This is a genomic window from Paenibacillus tarimensis (assembly GCF_021532315.1).
Lineage (GTDB): Bacteria > Bacillota > Bacilli > Paenibacillales > Paenibacillaceae > Paenibacillus_I > Paenibacillus_I tarimensis.
Genome location: NZ_JAKGAO010000011.1, coordinates 234,687 through 253,023 on the forward strand (window position 1 = coordinate 234,687; position 18,337 = coordinate 253,023).

Annotated in this window: 12 protein-coding genes; all 12 read right to left on the reverse strand. The window is 53.8% G+C overall.

Features of this window, described 5'->3' with window-relative positions:
• Positions 1–47: 47 nt before the first annotated feature.
• Positions 48–3,239 (reverse strand): MMPL family transporter, encoded by a 3,192-nt coding sequence (locus L1N82_RS11675; RefSeq protein WP_235287564.1) that lies wholly within the window; start codon positions 3,237–3,239, stop codon positions 48–50.
• A gap of 20 nt (positions 3,240–3,259) precedes the next feature.
• On the reverse strand, positions 3,260–3,697 hold the full coding sequence (locus L1N82_RS11680; protein ID WP_235287565.1) for a MarR family winged helix-turn-helix transcriptional regulator: 438 nt from the start codon (positions 3,695–3,697) through the stop codon (positions 3,260–3,262).
• A 189-nt stretch (positions 3,698–3,886) separates the two neighbouring features.
• Complete coding sequence (locus tag L1N82_RS11685) at positions 3,887–6,085, reverse strand: PAS domain-containing protein (protein ID WP_235287566.1); 2,199 nt, start codon at positions 6,083–6,085, stop codon at positions 3,887–3,889.
• Positions 6,086–6,249: 164 nt separating this feature from the next.
• Positions 6,250–8,115 carry an ABC transporter ATP-binding protein gene (locus L1N82_RS11690; protein WP_235287567.1) on the reverse strand — a complete coding sequence of 622 codons (1,866 nt, stop codon included), beginning with the start codon at positions 8,113–8,115 and terminating at the stop codon, positions 6,250–6,252.
• Complete coding sequence (locus L1N82_RS11695; RefSeq protein WP_235287568.1) at positions 8,108–9,832, reverse strand: ABC transporter ATP-binding protein; 1,725 nt, start codon at positions 9,830–9,832, stop codon at positions 8,108–8,110. The genes L1N82_RS11690 and L1N82_RS11695 overlap by 8 nt, the downstream gene beginning before the upstream one ends.
• A gap of 155 nt (positions 9,833–9,987) precedes the next feature.
• The gene (locus L1N82_RS11700; RefSeq protein ID WP_235287569.1) at positions 9,988–10,677 is read right to left on the reverse strand and encodes a metal-dependent hydrolase; all 690 of its coding nucleotides are present in this window, start codon (positions 10,675–10,677) and stop codon (positions 9,988–9,990) included.
• Between the two features lie 198 nt (positions 10,678–10,875).
• Positions 10,876–12,147 (reverse strand): methyl-accepting chemotaxis protein, encoded by a 1,272-nt coding sequence (locus L1N82_RS11705; RefSeq protein ID WP_235287570.1) that lies wholly within the window; start codon positions 12,145–12,147, stop codon positions 10,876–10,878.
• Between the two features lie 185 nt (positions 12,148–12,332).
• Positions 12,333–13,298: an ABC transporter permease gene (locus L1N82_RS11710; protein ID WP_235287571.1), complete on the reverse strand. Its 966-nt coding sequence runs from the start codon at positions 13,296–13,298 to the stop codon at positions 12,333–12,335.
• 3 nt (positions 13,299–13,301) lie between these two features.
• On the reverse strand, positions 13,302–14,387 hold the full coding sequence (locus tag L1N82_RS11715) for an ABC transporter permease (protein WP_235287572.1): 1,086 nt from the start codon (positions 14,385–14,387) through the stop codon (positions 13,302–13,304).
• 2 nt (positions 14,388–14,389) lie between these two features.
• Entirely contained in the window at positions 14,390–15,925 is a 1,536-nt protein-coding gene (locus tag L1N82_RS11720) for an ABC transporter ATP-binding protein (RefSeq protein ID WP_235287573.1), read from the reverse strand.
• Between the two features lie 100 nt (positions 15,926–16,025).
• Positions 16,026–17,090 (reverse strand): BMP family lipoprotein, encoded by a 1,065-nt coding sequence (locus L1N82_RS11725; protein ID WP_235287574.1) that lies wholly within the window; start codon positions 17,088–17,090, stop codon positions 16,026–16,028.
• Between the two features lie 74 nt (positions 17,091–17,164).
• A complete protein-coding gene (locus tag L1N82_RS11730) occupies positions 17,165–18,097 on the reverse strand; it encodes a nucleoside hydrolase (RefSeq protein ID WP_235287575.1) in 933 nt (310 codons plus the stop codon).
• Positions 18,098–18,337: the final 240 nt, after the last annotated feature.

Consider the following 18,337-nt stretch of genomic DNA (forward strand, 5'->3'; position numbering starts at 1 on the left):
ACGCCCGTCTAGCCATAATGACTAGACGGGCGTTACATTACATACTGTTATGAATGAATATCCCGGCGGTCGCTGTAGCTGCTGCCCTCCGGCTGATCAGGACGCTTCATGAAGGGCCACCAGTTAGCCTCGCCAAACGTCCGCACCATCACTGGAATGAACAGCGGCAGCATCACAAGCGCGTAGAGGAACAATCCGCATAGTACTATCGTCGCGATCTGCAGCAGCGACATGACGCCTGACGGCAGCATCGCTGCGAATGTGCCGCCCAGAATCAGTGCGGCGGACATGATGACCGTGCCCATGTTCTTCATAGCCAGCAGAATGCCTTCCTTAGGATCCAGATGGCGGTACTCCTTGAACCGGTCCATCAGGAAGATGCTGTAGTCAATACCGAGCGCCATCAGCATGACGAAGCCGAAGAACGGAACCGCCCAGCTGATGCCGGTAAGGCCCATAATCTGTACGAATATCACCTCAGCAATACCCATCGATGTGTAATACGTCAACAGCAGCGACAGCACCAGATAGATCGGCATAACCAGCGAACGGAACAGAATGATCAGAATCAGCGTTATGCCGATCAGCATCAGAACCATTGTACGCGAGTAATCCTCTGCCGAGATATTCCGCAGATCATTGTTCATGCTCGTTACGCCGCTGACAGCGTAAGCCGCATCCACATATTCCGTGCCCTTCAGCGCCCGTGCAACAGCCGCCTCCAGCTCAGGAATCTGCTTCAGAGTTTCCACTTCATACGGGTTGCCTTCGAAGATCACTTCGAATTTCACGGTCTGACGGTCCTCTGACATGTATACGTCAAGTGCCGTCTTGAAGTCTTCGCTGTTCAGTGCTTCCTCCGGCAGGTACCAGCCGGTGAGCTGCTTGTCAGGCGCAGCTGACAGATCGTTGAGGTAGCCCTGGGCGGATTTCAACCCGTCCGTTACCTGGTTTAATCCGTCAACACTCTGATTAAGCCCGCTGGTCAGCTCGCCGAGCTGGCCCGTCAAGTCGGAGAACCCGCTCTGAAGCTCCTTTTGTCCGGTAGCCAGCTGATCGAAGCCCTTGGTCAGCTCCGGCAGCTTGCCTACAATCTGGCTCTGGCCTCCAGCGGCTTGATCAATACCAGCCTGCAGGTCACCAATTCCCTTGACAATGGTTGCCAAGCCTTCTGCAAGCGCCGATTGACCGCCAGCTGCCTGCTCAAGGCCGTCATTCGCCTGCCCAAGGCCGCTAGCTACGCCTGCAAGCTGTGTGTTCAGCTGCGCCAGGCCTTCACCCAGCTGCTCGGCACCCGTCTGCAGCTGGGTCACTGCTCCCTGCGTCTGCAGGAAATCCGGGTCCTGCTGAAGCTCCGGATATTTCTGGGCAAGGCCGCTCAAGCCCTGGCCCACACCGGCAAGTCCCTCAACGAGCCCCTGCTGGTTGGCTGCCAAGTCGTTATAAGCTTTAGAGAGCTGGTTAAGTCCCTCTCCCATCTGCTTATAATTGGTCAGCAACTGCCGGCTCGCTGCACTCAGCTGCTCGGCGCTTGTCTTCGCCTGCCCGAGCCCTGCCTTCAGCTCTCCGGCTCCAGCCGAGCCGTCGCGCAGACCTTTCTCAATCTGTCTCAAGCCTTCGCCGAGCTGCTGAACCCCGCTCTTCAGCTGATTCGTGCCATCAACGAGCTGGCCTACACCGTCAACAGCTTCTTTCAGCTGCGGCGCATTCTCACTAAGCGCCTTGCTTGCTTCCGACAGCCCGCTGCTGATCTGGCCGAGGCCATCCTCTGTCTCGCCGATGCCGCTGCCAAGTGTACCGATCTGCTCGGTTACCTGCAGATCCTCAATTGGCTCCCCGGTCGGACGCGTTGCACTGCGGACAGACTTCACGCCATCAACCTGGGACAGCTCTCTTGTAATTTTTTCAACTGCAGCAAGTCCTTCTGCCGTATCCATCGGCTTCTCTGATTGAAGGGCAACCGTGGAAGGCATGGAATCACCAGGACCGAAGCCGTCGGCAATAAGATTAAAGCCTTTAACCGAATCATAACGCTCTCCGATTTCGTCCAGAGAGTTGAAAGACGGTGTTCCCTTGTAAGCTGCCAGGAAAGGCACTGTGACTACCGCCAGAATGAGCAGCGTCCATACCGGACGCTTCAGTGAGAAGCGGCCGACAGCCCCCCACAGGCCGCTCTGCTTGTGCTCAAGCGTTCCCTTGGCCGGCCAGAATATTGCCTTGCCCAGTATCGACATGAACACCGGGACGAGCGTCACCAGCGCAATCAGCATGACAGATACGCCGACAGCAACGGCCACCGCCGAGCGGTACAAGGCGAAGGTCGAGAATCCTATGGATATGAATCCCACCAGCACGGCCAGACCCGAGAAGAATACCGTTCTGCCCGCCGTTCTGTAGGTGTTTACGATAGCTTCTGTCTTGTCGCCCGTATGAGCCAGCTCTTCCTTAAAACGGCTGATCAGAAGAATACAATAATCTGTTCCGATACCGAACAGCACCGCCACCATGAAGATTTGGGTGAAGTTCGACAGCGGGAAGTCCGCATACTCTACCAAAAATGCCACGACTGATTGCGACGTGATATAGCTGAAGCCTACGGCCAGCAGCGGAATGAACGGCGCAATAACAGAGCGGAATACGACGAACAGAATAATGAGAATGAAGACCACGGTAATACCTTCCGTCTTCTTCAGCCCTTCCTGCGAGCTTTCCACTACATCCTCGCCGATCAGCCAATCACCTGTGAAATAATGCTCCATGCTGAACGCTGAGGTCGCCTCGTACAGGCTGTCTTTCATTTCGGAAGCTGAACGGTCACCGAAGTTCAGGTCAACTAGGGTCAATATCGTAGTGCCATCCTCGGAGACCATCTGCTTCTTTAGCTCCGCATTCTCAAAATGCGAAGTGATTCCCGTAATTCCTGTCTTCTCGCCCTGCGCTTCCAGAGCGGCAAGGCCTTGCTTGATCTCTTCCAGCTCGGCTGCCGAGAGACCCTCGTTATTATGGAACACCAGTACAGCCGAAGACGTGCTCCCGGTCTCGCTCTCGCCTTCTTCACCAGCGCTCTTCAATTCCTTCAGCATCTCGGAGGCTGTTGATGACGAATAACCGTCCGGAACGGATATCTGTCCTTTTGTTCTAACCAATTCCTCCATGTTAGGAGCAGCCAGAATTAACCCGACCGCAGCAGCCAGCCACAGAATCAGCACCAGCCAGCGCATTTTCAGTATGGTTCTCATCTCTCTCTTGCGATCCCCCTTTAATCCAGCAGCAATCTGCCCAGCTTCTCATATGTCTCGATAAAACGTATGGCTTCTTCATTGTCAAAATGACTGATATAATTTGTGAGCAGCTCTTGAATTCTCTCCTCGATTTCATCAGCGGTGCGTTCCCCTTCTTCCGTAAGTGAGAGGTAAGTCACCCTGCGGTCCTTGTCATCCTGAACGCGCTCAATCATCTTCTTGTCTGAAAGCCGGGTAATGATCGCTGTAATGGAGCTCTTGCCCACACAGAAAATATCCGCCAGCTCACTGGATGTACACCGGCCGCGTTTACGGATGTAGCGGATCGTTGAGTACTGATCCAATGTCAGCTCCTCACCCATGCCTCTTCGGATTAAGGCGTTAAGCCGCCGGTTAACTGTGAACGAGACTTCTTCATAACGGCCAATAATTGAGGCAAGCAGTTGTTTATCCACGCTGTACTCCTTTCCAGAATATGGTTTGTATATCATACAATTATACGGTAGAACTATTCACTAATAAAACTATATCAGAGACAGCATTTGTCCGTCAATATTGAAGTTGACTTCCCTGATCACTAAAGCTGCTGGCACATAAAAAAGCCGGACAAGGCATCCCTCACCTTGCTCGGCTATAAATGTTCATCATGACGTTTCAGCGTACGCAGCCCCTTCCTGATAGGCCGGCAGCTGAATGGAGACAGTCGTGCCTCTGCCCGGGCTGCTGTCGAACTCCATCCTGCCGTGATGCTCCTCAATAATCTTCAGACTTACCATAAGACCTAGCCCGGTCCCTTTTTCCTTGGTTGTGTAAAATGGTTCTCCTAACCGGGCCAGCTTGTCGGCCGGTATACCAGCTCCGCTGTCCGTCACATTGACCATAACATGCTCCGGCCCGGCGGTTGTTGCCACCAGCAGCATCCCGCCCCCAGGCATCGCTTCAATTGCATTCTTGATCACATTCATGAAGACCTGCTTCAGCTGGTTCTTGTCACAGTTCACCAGACAGGGGGCGTTACCCGTCTCCATCTGAATCACCACGTTGCTTAGAATGGCCTGACTGCTCAGCAGCTCGGCAACTTCACCCGCCAGCAGCCCTACATCCCACACTTTATAACAGGCCGCATTGGGCTTGGCCAGCACAAGCAGCTCATCCAGGATCATCTCAATACGTGTAAACTCGGTTTCCATGATTTGATAATAGCGGTCCGCCTGTTCCCCGGTCGCATGGCGCTGAAGCTTGGAGAAGCCCTTGAGTGAGGTCAGCGGGTTGCGAATTTCGTGCGCAATGCCGGCCGCCAGCTGCCCTGCCATTTTCAGCTTCTCGGATTTGCGCAGCAGCTCTTCCGTCTGCTTATGCCCGGTTACGTCGCGCACAGTGCCGAACAACCTTACAAAACGTCCGTCTTCATCATCGAGAAGCCGGGCAATTGCATAAATCGTGCGTGTCTCACCGCTGCCATGCCGGATTCGGAATTCGTATTCGAGCATTTCGGACTGCCTGCCGCCATCAGAAACCCCGCTTAGAAGCTGCCGCTCCATGTCTTGAATCATCTCCAGATCTTCGGGATGAATAATGAAGCGTGCGGCTTCCTCCGCGTCAGCAAACTGTTCGCGGGAATAGCCAAATATCCGGTAAGTCTCATCCGACCATTCACGGTGTCCGCTGACGAGATACCACTCATAATGGCCAAGCCCCGCAATCTGCTGGGCGAGCACAAAATTATCCTTGCTCCGCCGCAAATCCTCCTCCGCCTGTCTCCGCGCCGATATATCCCGGCATACCGCAACCGTCCGGACGAGCTCTCCCTGCTCATTCCATATTTTCTTATAGGTAATCTCGCACCAGATCGTATCGCCATTCCTGTGCCTGATCTGATAACTGGCGGCACCATGTGTGGAGGCGCCGCATTGGTCCGTTCTCCTTGGCCCTTCGGACACCGCAATATCCTTCACGATGTCCCCGGTATGACGGCCTACCCAATCCGACTGTTCATATCCGAGCAGCCTGCTCACGGAGGGGGATACGTATTCTACAATACCCTTAGGGCTCATGTACAGAATAACGTCTTGAGCATTTTCCGATAAGGATTTATACCGCTGCTCGCTCTCCTCCAGCCGCTTCTCCGTAATTATTCGGTCAGTGATGTCCTTGCAAATGCCGAAGTAAGCGACTATATCAGCTCCCACTATAACAGGAAGAAATGAGCATTCCAGATTGGCAGCGCTTCCGTCTTTCCTAATTATAGTCGAACAGTGCTGAATTCCTTCTCCTGCCGCCTTAAGCGCAAAATCGCCTGTCGGGTACCCGTCCTGAAGAGGCAGAAAACGGCTCAGCTTATGTCCGATAAGTTCGGGCGGCTCATAGCCGGTCATGTTCGCAAACGACTGATTGACCCGCTGCAGCTCCCATTCCGTATTCAGCGCACAGACACCATATGGATGCTGATCAAACAGCGTGCTGAAATACTGCTCCGCCCCCTGCGCCAAGCGCTTCATGACGGTTATATCATGGAAGAATACAGACAAGCCGTCCTGTCCCGGATAGAGGTGAAATTGATACCAATGCTCCATATAACGGTCTTTATACTCCAGGATCATCGCTGTCTGGTCCCGCATGGAACGATTGAACACCTCATAAAACTGAGAATGTAGATGAGAGGGAACCTCTTCCCAGACAACCCTGCCGATCAGCCCTGCCGGTTCACGCTCCAACAGCCTGCTTGCCGCCGAATTAATGTACACCAGCCTCCAGGACCGGTCCATCGCCATAAAGCCGTCAGACAGCCGGTCCATTGCGGCCTCCACAGGAAGATGACTCTGCTCTTGATCATAATCCGGCATCTGCTTTAAGCCTCCTACTTCCGCATTTAAAAACCATCACCGCCCCCATTATCCATCATTTACCTTTCCACCGTAAAGAGATTTTTTACTTATTTCTTACAAACTTATCCAAATTATGAATACTGGTTGTCGGAATAAGTCCGATCTGCTGCACAGTTCACGTATTACGACTGCACAGCATGTCTATGGGAACCCTTGTTCAACTCATAATAAAACCCCTCTTGCTCCATCAGCTCTTGATGGCTGCCCTGCTCGATTACCCGACCCTGATCAAGCACGATGATCCGGTCCGCTTGACGGATTGTATTCAAGCGGTGGGCAATAACGAAGCTCGTCCTTCCCTGCATCAAACGGGTGAGCGCTTCCTGAATCCGGACCTCCGTCACCGTATCAATACTGCTTGTTGCCTCATCCAGCAGCAGAATCGACGGATCGGCTAGCAGCGTACGGGCAATGGAGAGCAGCTGCTTCTGACCTTGGCTAATGCCTGCCCCGTCAGCCTGCAGCATCGTATCGTAGCCCTGCGGCAGCTTGGTAATGAAGCTGTGCGCATTGGCATCCCGTGCCGCACGCTCCACATCCCGGTCCGATGCATCCAGCCTGCCGTAACGGATGTTGTCCCGAATGGTGCCCTCGAATAAAAAGACATCCTGCAGCACAAAACCCATCTGACGGCGCAGGCTGGTCCTGGTGATGGTTACGGTCGGGCGTCCGTCAATGCGGATTTCGCCCTCATCCGGATCATAGAACCGGGAAAGCAGCTGGAAAATCGTCGTTTTTCCCGCCCCGGTTGGTCCGACCAGGGCTATCGTCTCACCGGGCCGGGCGCGGATCGTTACATCCTTGATCGTTTGCCCGCCCTTTTCATAGGCAAATGAGACATTTTTCAAAACCACCTCGCCCTGTATGTTCTTGACCTCCTCCGCCTTGCGTTCATCCTGCTCCTCCCCTTCCTCCTCCAGCACGGCGAATACACGCTCAGCGCCTGCAATTGCAGACAAGAAGGTGTTGAACTGATTGGCAAGGTCATTAAGCGGTCTGGTGAATTGGCGGGCATATTCAGCGAAGGTCACGAGTATGCCCACACTGACAATCCCATGGATGGCGAGCAGCCCGCCCGCCCCTGCGATAACGGCAAAGCTCACATTATTCAGCATATTCATCAGCTTCGGTATAAAGCCCGTATAGGTCTGGGCCCAATAACCCGAAACCTTCAGACGGCTGCTCCGCTCGACGAACGCCTCAATCATCCGCTCTTCCATTGAGAAGCTCTTCACAATGCGGTGGGCTGACAATGACTCCTCCACAAAACCGTTCAACTGCCCCAGGTCGCGCTGCTGCTCCTTGAAATATTTGCCCGTCCGGGCCGTTATCCACTTCATGCCGAGTACCATAACGGGAATGATTGTAAGCGTGATTAGAGTCATAAGCGGACTTAGCCAGAGCATTAGGCCGAGCATGCCCGTGAAGGTCAGCAGGCTTGACAGCAGCTGGATAACCGATGTGTTAAGAGTCTGGCTGACATTCTCGATATCGTGGGTTACACGGCTCATCATGTCTCCATGCTGACGCTTCACGTAATAACTGACCGGAAGCCGGTGCAGCTGACGGAAGAGATCTTTACGCATTCCCGAAACCGCTTCTTGCGCCACGCCAATCATCCAGTAATTCTGCAGCCAGGCGGCGAGACTCTGAAACAGGTAAAATGCGCCCAGCAGCACCATTAACCCAATCAAACCGGCGTAATCACCAGGGACAAAATAGTGATCAATGGCAAAGCCGAGCAGGTAAGGCCCCATTAAGCCAAGGATAGAACTGAATACGGTCATTACGATAATCATCACAAGCAGGGCGCGGTGCTTCCCAAGGTAGGCCCCTATCTTCACTATTGTTCTCCAGCCGTCTCTGGGACTGATCTTCTTCTTCCTGCCTGCCTCTTCGGACGGCTGCTTTCCTGCAGGGGCCGCAGCACTCGCCCTGTCAGCGGATATCGGGGCAGACCCCCGGCTGTGGTTCGCTGTCTTAGCCATGGCTTGCCTCCTCCTGCTGAGAGCTGACGATGCTGCGGTACAGCGCCGAACGCTCCATAAGCTCCCAATGACTGCCCTGGTCCTGTACACTGCCATCCTCCATGAGAATGATGGTGTCCGCCTTCATAGCAGCGCTGATCTTCTGCGTAACAATCATGATGGTACAGTCATAGCGCCCCAGCGCCTCGAGCAGTCTCGCCTCCGTCTTAACGTCAAGCGCGCTTGTACTGTCGTCCAGCAGCATAACTCTCGGCCTGCGCAGCAGCGCACGTGCGACCGACAGGCGCTGCTTCTGGCCCCCCGACAAGTTAACTCCCTTCTGTCCAATCACCGTATCGTACTGATCGGGCAGACGCATGAGCGTCTCGTGGATCTGGGCATCCTGCGCAGCCTGCATGATCTCCTCGGCAGCTGCGTCCTGTCTGCCCCAGAGCAGGTTCTCCCGCACGGTCCCCGAGATGAGCATTACCTCCTGAGGCACGTACCCGATTTGATTCCGCAGTTCCTCCGTACGCCACCCCCGGAGATCCGTGCCATCCAAGCGGACCGTGCCCGCTTCAGGCTCATAGAGCCGGGGCAGCATTTGAAACATGGTCGATTTACCGGAGCCTGTCGCACCCAGTATGGCCGCCATGCTTCCGGGCTTAATCCGGAAGGATACGTTGTGCAGCGCAGGTGCGGACATTCCGGGATAACGGAATGTCACCTGATCAAATTCAATCTCGGCCGCCCCGGTGGTTGAAGCGCTTACGTAATTGCCGCTGCCAGGCTCTTTATCCTCCGCCCGCAGCACCTCTTCGATCCGTCCGCCTGATGCACGGGCACGGGACAGGCCGCTCATAACGAAGGACACGACGGAGAATGCGCCAGTTATGCGGGTTGCATAGTTTATGATGGCTACAATCTCACCTACATTGGCGCCGCCTGCCGCTACCTCGAAGCTGCCCAGCCACAGAATCAGAAGAATACAGAGGTTCATGACAAGCAGCATAACCGGCACGACCAGCTCGATCAGCCGCAGCGCCCTGGAGGTCTGGTGCCGCAGATCATCGCTAACTTCCGTGAAGCGGGCTGTCTCATGACTTGAACGCACCAGTGTCCGGATTAGTCTCATGCCCAGAAGATTCTCCCGCAATATGCCGTTCGTCTTGTCCAGCCTGTCCTGGACCAGCCGGAACAGCTTGAAGCTCTTGTTCATCATCCAGATCAGAAGGCCGAACAGCACGGGCGTAACGATGACCAGTATGAGTCCCAGTCTCAAGTTGACCGACAGCGCCATTACAAGACCGCCGATCATCAGCAGCGGAGCCCGCATCATAATTCGGAGGCCCATGAAGACCACATTCTGTATCTGTGTAACATCGCCGGTCAGCCGGGTAATCAGAGACGATTCCGCAAACCGGTTATAGACCGCGTACGACATGCGCTGAACACGAACAAACATGGCTTTACGGATATCAAAACCAAGATTCTGACTGACATGGGCTGCCAGATAGGAATTGATGATTCCCGACACAAAGCCGATCAGTGCAATCGCCGCCATCACCCCGCCGATTTGGAGCACGGCTGCCGTGTCCCTCTCCAGAATCCCTTCATTGATGACACGAGCCATCAGCAGCGGGTGCCACAGCTCCACAACCAGCTCGACCAGCATCAGCAGCAGGGCAGCAGCCGCAGCAGCCCGATATGGTTTTAAGTATGTAAGTACATGCCGCATCCGATACCCTCCCTGTCCCACATAGTTATGATTTACCCCGGAACCAGCAGACGAACAGGCCCTTGCCTCTTTGCTGCAGCCAAGAAGCAAAGAGGCATCCCTCGTCCGGGATGCCCTTCGGGCCATTATAGAATTCGTTAAGCCGGATACTCCAGCTATAGCGTTATGCTGTCCCCCGGCACCATAGCAATACCCTCGATCTTGTGGCTGGAGAGCGCGCGGACAAAAGCCTGGCCGTCCTGCTCCACCAGCGGGAAGGTATTGTAGTGAACGGGTACCACACGCTTCGGTTTCAGCCACCCGGCCGCCACAAGCGCGTCCTCGGGTCCCATTGTAAAATTATCGCCAATCGGAAGGAAGGCCAGATCAATGGCATTCATCTCGCCAATCAGCTTCAGATCACTGAATAGTGCCGTATCGCCAGCATGATAGATCGTCAGTCCTTCAATATTCAGCAGAAAACCGGCCGGCATGCCCATGTACACAATCTCCTGCTTACCAGGCACTTCATATCCGGAGCCATGCAGCGCAGGCGTCAGCTTCACACGTCCGAAATCGAATACCCGTGCTCCGCCAATATGCATCGGGTGGGAACGGCAGCCCTGCCAGCCCGCATAGACCGCCAGCTCATTCGGTGCAATAATAAGCGCGTCCGAGCGCTTTGCAATATCAAACGCGTCACCGACATGGTCTCCGTGGCCATGTGTTAACAGAACGTAGTCGACCTTCAGCTCACTTGCCGATATGGTCGCCACCGGATTACCGGTGATGAAAGGATCGATAAGAATCTTGTGCTTCTCTGATTCCAGCAGAACGCAGCTGTGCCCGAGAAATGTAATCTTCATAATTCGGCTCCCTCCTGATCGGTATTCTTCACACCACCTATTATACACAATTTGGACACGAAAGCAGGAGACCTTGCCTGAGGCAGCCCTGTGGACCCTTTTGGAACAAGAAAAGTCCCGGCCGCGCTGCCAATCTAGGCAGAACCAGCCGGAACTCTTCTATCCGCTCTATTCTCGCTCAATTAATTTCTCTGCAGCTTACAGCCGGAAACGCTCCATCAGGCTGTTCAGCTTGCCGCTCATCCGGCTCAGCTGTTCACCCGACTCCGTAATCCGGTTCATGGCGCCGTTAACCTCGTCCGTCAGCTGCAGCACCTCCTTGACACTCTGGCTCGACTGGCCTGCCGAATGAGCCACCTCGTCCACCGTCGCCGCTACTTCTTCACTGCCGGCTGCCACATCCTCGCTGACAGAAGAGATTTCCTGCATTTGCTTATGAATCTGCTCCACATCATTCAGAATGCGGTGCATGGCTGCTTCCGTCCGGCTGAGCGCCTGCAGACCGCCCTCCACCTCTTGCTGGGATGCCTGTACGGCCGCCTGAGAATGGGCTGAATTCTCCTGAATGCTGGCAATCAGCTGCTGCATGCTGCTGGCTGCCTCCGTAGCTTGTCCTGCCAGCTTGCGCACCTCGCCTGCTACTACGGCAAAGCCTCTTCCCTGGTCACCCGCACGGGCCGCTTCAATGCCCGCATTAAGTGCCAGCATATTCGTCTGCTGCGAGATCGCAGTGATGGCACTAATGAACTGGTTCATCTCTTCACTGCGCTTGATGAACGAATCCGAGGTCTGTGCAAGGGCGCCAAAAGACCCTTTCACCTTCTGCATCTGTTCATTCATCGCAGCCATCTCCTCACGCGTGCGGCTGGCCTCCGTGGAGGTGCTGCTAAGCGATTCCCCTACCGCGCTGGAGGAATTGGAGATTCGCGTCACGCCAGCTGCCATCTCGTCCACTGCCTTGGCGCTTTCGGCAGCCGAGCGGGACTGCACCTCAGCCGACAGGGATATTTCTTGCATATGGGTTAAAATCGCCTCATAGTCCCTGCGCGTCTTCTCGTTATGCTCCTGCAGTTCAATAATCGAGCCGTTCACATGAACAGCGGCCTCTGTAACCTGGGATACAAGCCCATGCAGCGACCGGCGCATGTCATTCATAGGCTCACCGAAGCGGCGCAGAGAGCCCAGCTTCTCCAATTCAATATCCCGCGTCAGGTCACCGCCCGCAATTGTCGTTATGAAGGTATTAATTTCGGCGAACGGCTTTGCATATGCGATGAAGTTCATTAGTCCGAAGAACATAGTTCCCAACATCACAACAGATGTCATCCACATATTCGGCGTACTCAATACAGGGATCCCCCGGATCAACCATAGAACCAGTGCGGCCGCAGCGCCAATCACCAATCCCTGCAGGCACATACGAAGTAAATACAGCAGCAATTTCTTCAGAATCTCTTGTTTCTGATTCAAACCCAATTCCCCCGATCAAGTTCATGACACTGCGCCCAAATCGCCGGTTCTTCAACTAAACAGAACTGCATCGTTGTGTCCACAATATCCGTAATTCTTATATCGGCATTTTGCCTGCAAAAAATTAGAAGGCAGCACCCGATTGGGCACTGCCTTCTAATTTTTTATTCGAATGCTCTACAGCATTAACGTTTACCTGGATCGTAAGGCTCACCAGCTGCCGCCGGACCTTTAACCGCCTTGCCCGCTGCGCCCGCAAGCACAAGCAGGGTCAGCACATAAGGCAGCATATACAGGAACTCCGTGGGGATATCCCGTGACCAGTCGAACAGCGTGGCGAAGTTCCGGATCGCCTGCGCGAAGCCGAAGAAGATGGCTGCTGCCGCGGCGCCATAAGGATGCCATCTGCCGAAAATCACGGCCGCAAGCGCGATAAAGCCCTGGCCGGATATCGTGTTATGCGAGAAGTCGTCCGTAGTCGTCAGCGTGATTGTCGCGCCGCCAAGACCCGCCAGCACGCCGCTGATCAAGACGCCGATGTAACGGTACTTCTTCACGTTAATGCCTACGGTATCCGAGGCGCCGGGATGCTCACCCACTGAGCGCAGACGAAGTCCGAATGGCGTCTTGTACAGCACATAGGCGCTCAGCGGTACCAGGATATAAGCGATATACGTGGTGGGGTAGGCATTAAATAGCGCTTCCCCGAAGAACGGTATCTGTGAAAGTCCCGGAATCGGCACCTTGGAGAAGACCGCATTAAGCGTATCGGTCTTGCCTGCTCCGTCATACAGTACTTTGACCAGATAGACCGTGACCGCAAGCGCCAGAATATTGATAACCACACCTATAATCGCCTGGTTCGCCTTGAACGTGACCGTTGCAACGGCATGGAGTAGCGAGAAGACGAGACCAAACAGCATGGCTGCGATTACGCCAACCCATGGAGCGAGCCCATATGCTCCCGCTGCCTCAACATAAGCTGTTCCGATCGCTGCGGCGAAGGCTCCGGCAACCATCAAGCCTTCAAGTCCAATATTGATAACACCGGAACGCTCACTGAAAATACCGCCCAGCGCGGCAAAGATAAGCGCCGTTGAGAATACGAGCGTAATATTAGCGAGCTCGCTTAATATGCGTATCGTTTCCATATTCTACGCCGCCCCCTTCCGGTCCAGCTTCCGTCTTGAGGCCAAGAACGGCTTCACAATTCCCTGGATGATGCCATGAGAAGCGACGAAGAAGATTACTGCGCCAATGACAATCCTGACGATCTCTGTCGGAACATCCGCCGAGAAATTCATACCCGCCGAGCCATACGTCAAGGTTCCAAACAGAATGGAGGCAAATACAATGCCTACAGGATGGTTGCCGCCAAGCAGGGCCACAGCGATTCCGTCGAATCCATATCCTGATGAGGCAGCGGACAGGACTTGATAATGGAATACACCCAGCACTTCAAATACGCCGCCGAGACCGGCAAACACACCGCCGATGAACATTGATTTCACGATTGACGACTTGATATTAATACCCGCGTATCTCGCTGCGTCCGGGTTAAGGCCAACCGCCCGCAGCTCATAGCCCTGCTTCGTCCGCCAGAGCAGGAAGTAGAAGACAACCGCGCCGATTAGTCCGATGAAGATTCCCCAGTCCATCCGTGCGTTCTCAAGAGCCCGGGACAGCCAGCCAATAGATACAGAGGCCGACTCGTGAATGAAATACGAACGCTGCTGTCCCGGCTCAAGCAGCAGGGCCCGCAGCAGATAGTTGGACAGGTACAGCGCTATCCAGTTCAGCATGATACTGGAGATAACTTCGTTCACCCCGCGGCTGGCCTTGAGATAGCCGACAAGAGCAGCCCACAAGCCGCCGAAGAGCGCTCCAACCAGAACCGCAAGCGGCGCATGAATAAACCATGGCAGCTGCAGCTTGATGCCGACAATGGCAGCACCGGTCATCCCCATGATGTACTGCCCGTCCGCCCCGATGTTGAACAGGCCCGCGCGATAGGTGAAGCCTACCGCAAGGCCGGTGAAGAGGAGCGGGGTAATCGTCCGGATCGTTTCCCCAATATCGTAAGGGCTGCCGAACACCTTCTCAAACAACGCTTGATAAGCGTCTACCGGGTTATAGCCGCCGAGCAGCATGATGACCGCACCCGATATCAGGCCCAGAACAATCGCCCCTAATGGTACGAAGACAGATGAAGGGTTAAATATATTACGCCATTTGTCCATCTTTATCCCCTTCCTTCCGCATGCATCGTTTTGCCGGCCATCATTAGACCCAGCTTCTCGCCATCCGTTTCGGCCGGATTTGCTTCACCCATAATTTGTCCGTCAAAAATAACAACCAGCTTGTCCGACAGATTGAACAGCTCATCCAGCTCGAAGGAGATCAGCAGAATCGCCTTTCCTTCAGCCTTGGCCTGGAGCAGGCGCTCATGAACGAATGAGATGGCTCCTACGTCCAGCCCCCTCGTTGGCTGCATCGCAATCAACAAACGCGGGCCTCGCTCCAGCTCGCGCGCGATAATCGCCTTCTGCTGGTTACCGCCCGACAGAGAACGGGCCTTGTTCTGAACGGACGGCGTACGCACATCATATTCGCCAACCAGCTTTTCCGCATACTTCTCCACCGCTTTGGAATCAAGGAAAATCCCTTTGCCGAATGCGGCATCGCGGTAACTGCCGAGTACAATATTCTCGCTTACTGTAAAATCAAGCACAAGCCCGTGCTTATGTCTGTCCTCGGGGATGTGTGAGATGCCCGCATCCATCAGTGCGCGTGTCTGGCGGTTCGTTACATCCTGCCCATTCAGCAAGACGCGGCCTGACGTTGCTTTGCGTATACCGGTAAGCACCTCAATCAGCTCATGCTGTCCATTCCCGTCTACGCCCGCCAAACCAACGATCTCACCTTCCCGAATGGTCAGATTGATATTGTCGAGCAGCTTCTTCTCCTTGCCCGCTCCTACCGTTAGCCCTTCGACTGACAGTACGACCTCTCCCGGTGCCCGTTCTTTTTTGAGCGGTACGAACGAGACACTACGGCCGACCATTTTCTCAGCCAGTTCCTCTTCATTGGTTTCGGCCGTGCGAAGCGTATCCACCACCTTGCCTCTGCGGATAACGGTTACCGTATCAGAAACCTCCATGATCTCCGCCAGCTTATGGGTAATGAGAATGATTGATTTGCCCTCAGCCGTTAGATTCCGCAGAATTTGCATCAACTCCCGGATCTCCTGCACGGTCAGCACCGCTGTCGGCTCGTCAAAAATGAGGATATCCGCACCGCGGTACAGCGTCTTCAAAATTTCTACCCGCTGCTGCATGCCAACCGTGATATCTTCAATCTTCGCCTTGGGATCAACCTTTAATCCGTATTGATCGGATATTTGTCTGACCTTGTCATGCGCAGTCCGGTAATCCAGCGACACACCCTTCACCGGCTCTGCACCCAGCATAATATTCTCAGCTACAGTAAACGGCTGGACCAGCTTGAAATGCTGGTGGACCATCCCGATTCCGAGTGAGATCGCCTTGCCGGGCCCATCTATAACAGCCTTCTTGCCACGAATATGAATTTCACCTTCGTCCGGCTGATAAAGCCCGAACAATATGCTCATGAGGGTTGATTTGCCCGCACCGTTCTCCCCTAGCAGAGCATGGATTTCTCCCTTGCGCAGCTTCAGATCGATGCTGTCGTTGGCAACAATACCCGGAAATCGCTTGGTTATACCCTTCAGCTCAACGATGACTTCCGGCTCTCCCATCATCATTTCCCCTCTCATTGTTAGTAACAGGCCATTATATTCACCAAAACAGGGACAAGGCTGCAACGGCCTTGTCCCTGCTGGTAACCGGTCCTGATGATTATTTTGTCGGTACCGTAATTTCACCGTTTATAATCTTTTGTTTGAACTCTTCAACCTGCTGCAGCACTTCGTCCGTCAGGTTCTTGTTCGTCTCAGGCAGACCAACACCATCTTCTTTGAGACCCAGCACTGTTACCTCTCCGCCCTTAAATTCACCTGCAATCAGGTCATTGGATACACGAAGAACAGCTTGGTCAACCTTCTTAATCATCGATGTCAGCGTCACATCATCACCATGCTCAAGCGCCTGGTCCTTATCCACGCCGATTACCCACACCTTCTTGCCCGACTTAGCACGGTCCTTCGCTTCACTGAACACGCCATTGCCGCTGCCGCCAGCCGCGTGGAAGATAATGTCTGCACCATCGTTATAGAATGTGGACGCTGCTACCTTCGCCTGGTCCGGCTTATTGAAGTCACCCACATAGTTCACAAGAACCTTGGCATCCGGGTTGGCAGCTGCTACGCCCGCTCTGAATCCTGCTTCGAATTTCTTGATAACCGGCATTTCCATACCGCCGACGAAACCAACCTTGTTCGTCTCCGTTGTCAGGCCAGCCACAACACCCACCAGGAACGAGCCTTCATGCTCCGCGAACGTTACCGACTCAACGTTCGGCAGGTCAACCACTGTATCGATAACTGCAATTTTGGCATCCGGATTCTGTTCCGCTACCGTCTTAGCAGCATCCTCGAACAGGAAGCCGATACCCCAGGTCAGATCATAGCCGTCTTTAATGAACTGGTTCATGTTCGGAATCAGGTCCGCATCTGTCTTACTTTCCAGGTACTTCACCTTCGCACCAGTATCGCCTTCGAGCTGCTTCAGCGCTTCCCATGCTGTCTGGTTGAAGGACTTGTCATTAACGCCGCCGCGGTCGGTAACCATACCGATGCGGAAGTTTTCACCGGCTTTTGTGCCTCCCTGTGCATTTCCCGCACCGTTATTCGTGCCTGCGTTTCCGCCATTGCCTCCGGTGCTGCCTCCGCCGCAAGCTGACAATACCAGGATAACAGCCAGCAGTGCGGATACTACGAAACTGCTCTTCTTCATGTTTTTCATGATCTAATCTCTCCCCTTGGACATTAATGTGCCACTACGGTGCCACTATGTGAAGTTTCTAGGTGTACCAGGTATCAGGCTTGCTTCATTAAATCGGTAATATACGTATAGAATGCCTCAGCCTCGACATCGTATACAAGTCTTACAGGCCTTCCGTCCGGATTTTTTTCCGTTCGTCCCTGCTCGAAACCTTCTGTCCGCACTGTACAGTGAACGGTTTCGGTCTTCACAAGGTCCGGTCTGCCTACATACGCTGTTGTTAGGACATCCCACAAATAATACGTCGAATTGGTCTCTTTGAACATGAGCGGCGGAACCGTTGCATAGCACTGGCCCGCAAAGTCGATACCCTCGTAACGTCTCATCTCCGACCATTTCTGCCGGATAGCAGGCGTCAGGGGAACTTTATTCGTACTCTCGAGCGCGACCATATCGATGGCAATCCCGCTGTCCCATACCCGCTTAACAGCCTCAGGATCCCAGTAGGCATTCCATTCCGCCGTTCCATCGTGCTCCGGCTCTTCAACATTGCCATCCGGCAGGAAGGTTCCACCCATCCAGACGAGCTTCTCAATCTTCTCTTCAATAGACGGGTCTTCATCCAGCGCACGCGCCAGATCTGTCAGAGGGCCTGTAAACAGAAGCACCGTCTTCTCAGCGGTAGCACGAAGCGTTCGAATAATATGCTGATGAGCAGGGATATCGGCAAGCGGAGCCTTAATGACGCCCGATTCATTGAGAATCGGCAGGGCGTCCACATAATAGGAATTAATCCGCCAGGATGCCGGGAAAGGATTCTTGCCCCGGGAATTTGATTTGGCCACCTCCGGCGCGTTACGCCCGAACCGGTCAATAATCTTGCGGCTGGCTGATACGGAGGGCTCCAGATAGCCGTCCGCCGGCACAACGGATACACCCGTTACCTCAACGTTATCCATTTGCAGAAGCAGCAGCAGGGAGACGAGATCATCATTGTTGCCATCGTGGTTGAAGTACACCTTCATCATTTTGTCTGCATCCTTTGTTAGGTTCTTGTCACGCTGAAAATCCGAACTATACAGTACAGCAGCTGTTTTAATATAACGTAAATATTATAACTTTCCTGACATTTGTTCAAGTCTTCTTGAAAATTGTTTGTTTATTCACACAAGTTGCATAACTATTTTTAGGCTTGAGCCACAAACGAATCGTATCCCGATTCCTAGTCCATGTCAAGTATAGTAACACTATTATAGAATTCTGAAGGT

Bases quoted from the DNA above. Each gene is read 5' to 3' on its own strand.
- L1N82_RS11675 (WP_235287564.1), bottom strand. From the start codon at position 3,239: ATGAGAACCATACTGAAAATGCGCTGGCTGGTGCTGATTCTGTGGCTG.
- L1N82_RS11685 (WP_235287566.1), bottom strand. From the start codon at position 6,085: ATGCCGGATTATGATCAAGAGCAGAGTCATCTTCCTGTGGAGGCCGCA.
- L1N82_RS11690 (WP_235287567.1), bottom strand. From the start codon at position 8,115: ATGGCTAAGACAGCGAACCACAGCCGGGGGTCTGCCCCGATATCCGCT.
- L1N82_RS11695 (WP_235287568.1), bottom strand. From the start codon at position 9,832: ATGCGGCATGTACTTACATACTTAAAACCATATCGGGCTGCTGCGGCT.
- L1N82_RS11700 (WP_235287569.1), bottom strand. From the start codon at position 10,677: ATGAAGATTACATTTCTCGGGCACAGCTGCGTTCTGCTGGAATCAGAG.
- L1N82_RS11710 (WP_235287571.1), bottom strand. From the start codon at position 13,298: ATGGAAACGATACGCATATTAAGCGAGCTCGCTAATATTACGCTCGTA.
- L1N82_RS11715 (WP_235287572.1), bottom strand. From the start codon at position 14,387: ATGGACAAATGGCGTAATATATTTAACCCTTCATCTGTCTTCGTACCA.
- L1N82_RS11720 (WP_235287573.1), bottom strand. From the start codon at position 15,925: ATGGGAGAGCCGGAAGTCATCGTTGAGCTGAAGGGTATAACCAAGCGA.
- L1N82_RS11725 (WP_235287574.1), bottom strand. From the start codon at position 17,090: ATGAAAAACATGAAGAAGAGCAGTTTCGTAGTATCCGCACTGCTGGCT.
- L1N82_RS11730 (WP_235287575.1), bottom strand. From the start codon at position 18,097: ATGATGAAGGTGTACTTCAACCACGATGGCAACAATGATGATCTCGTC.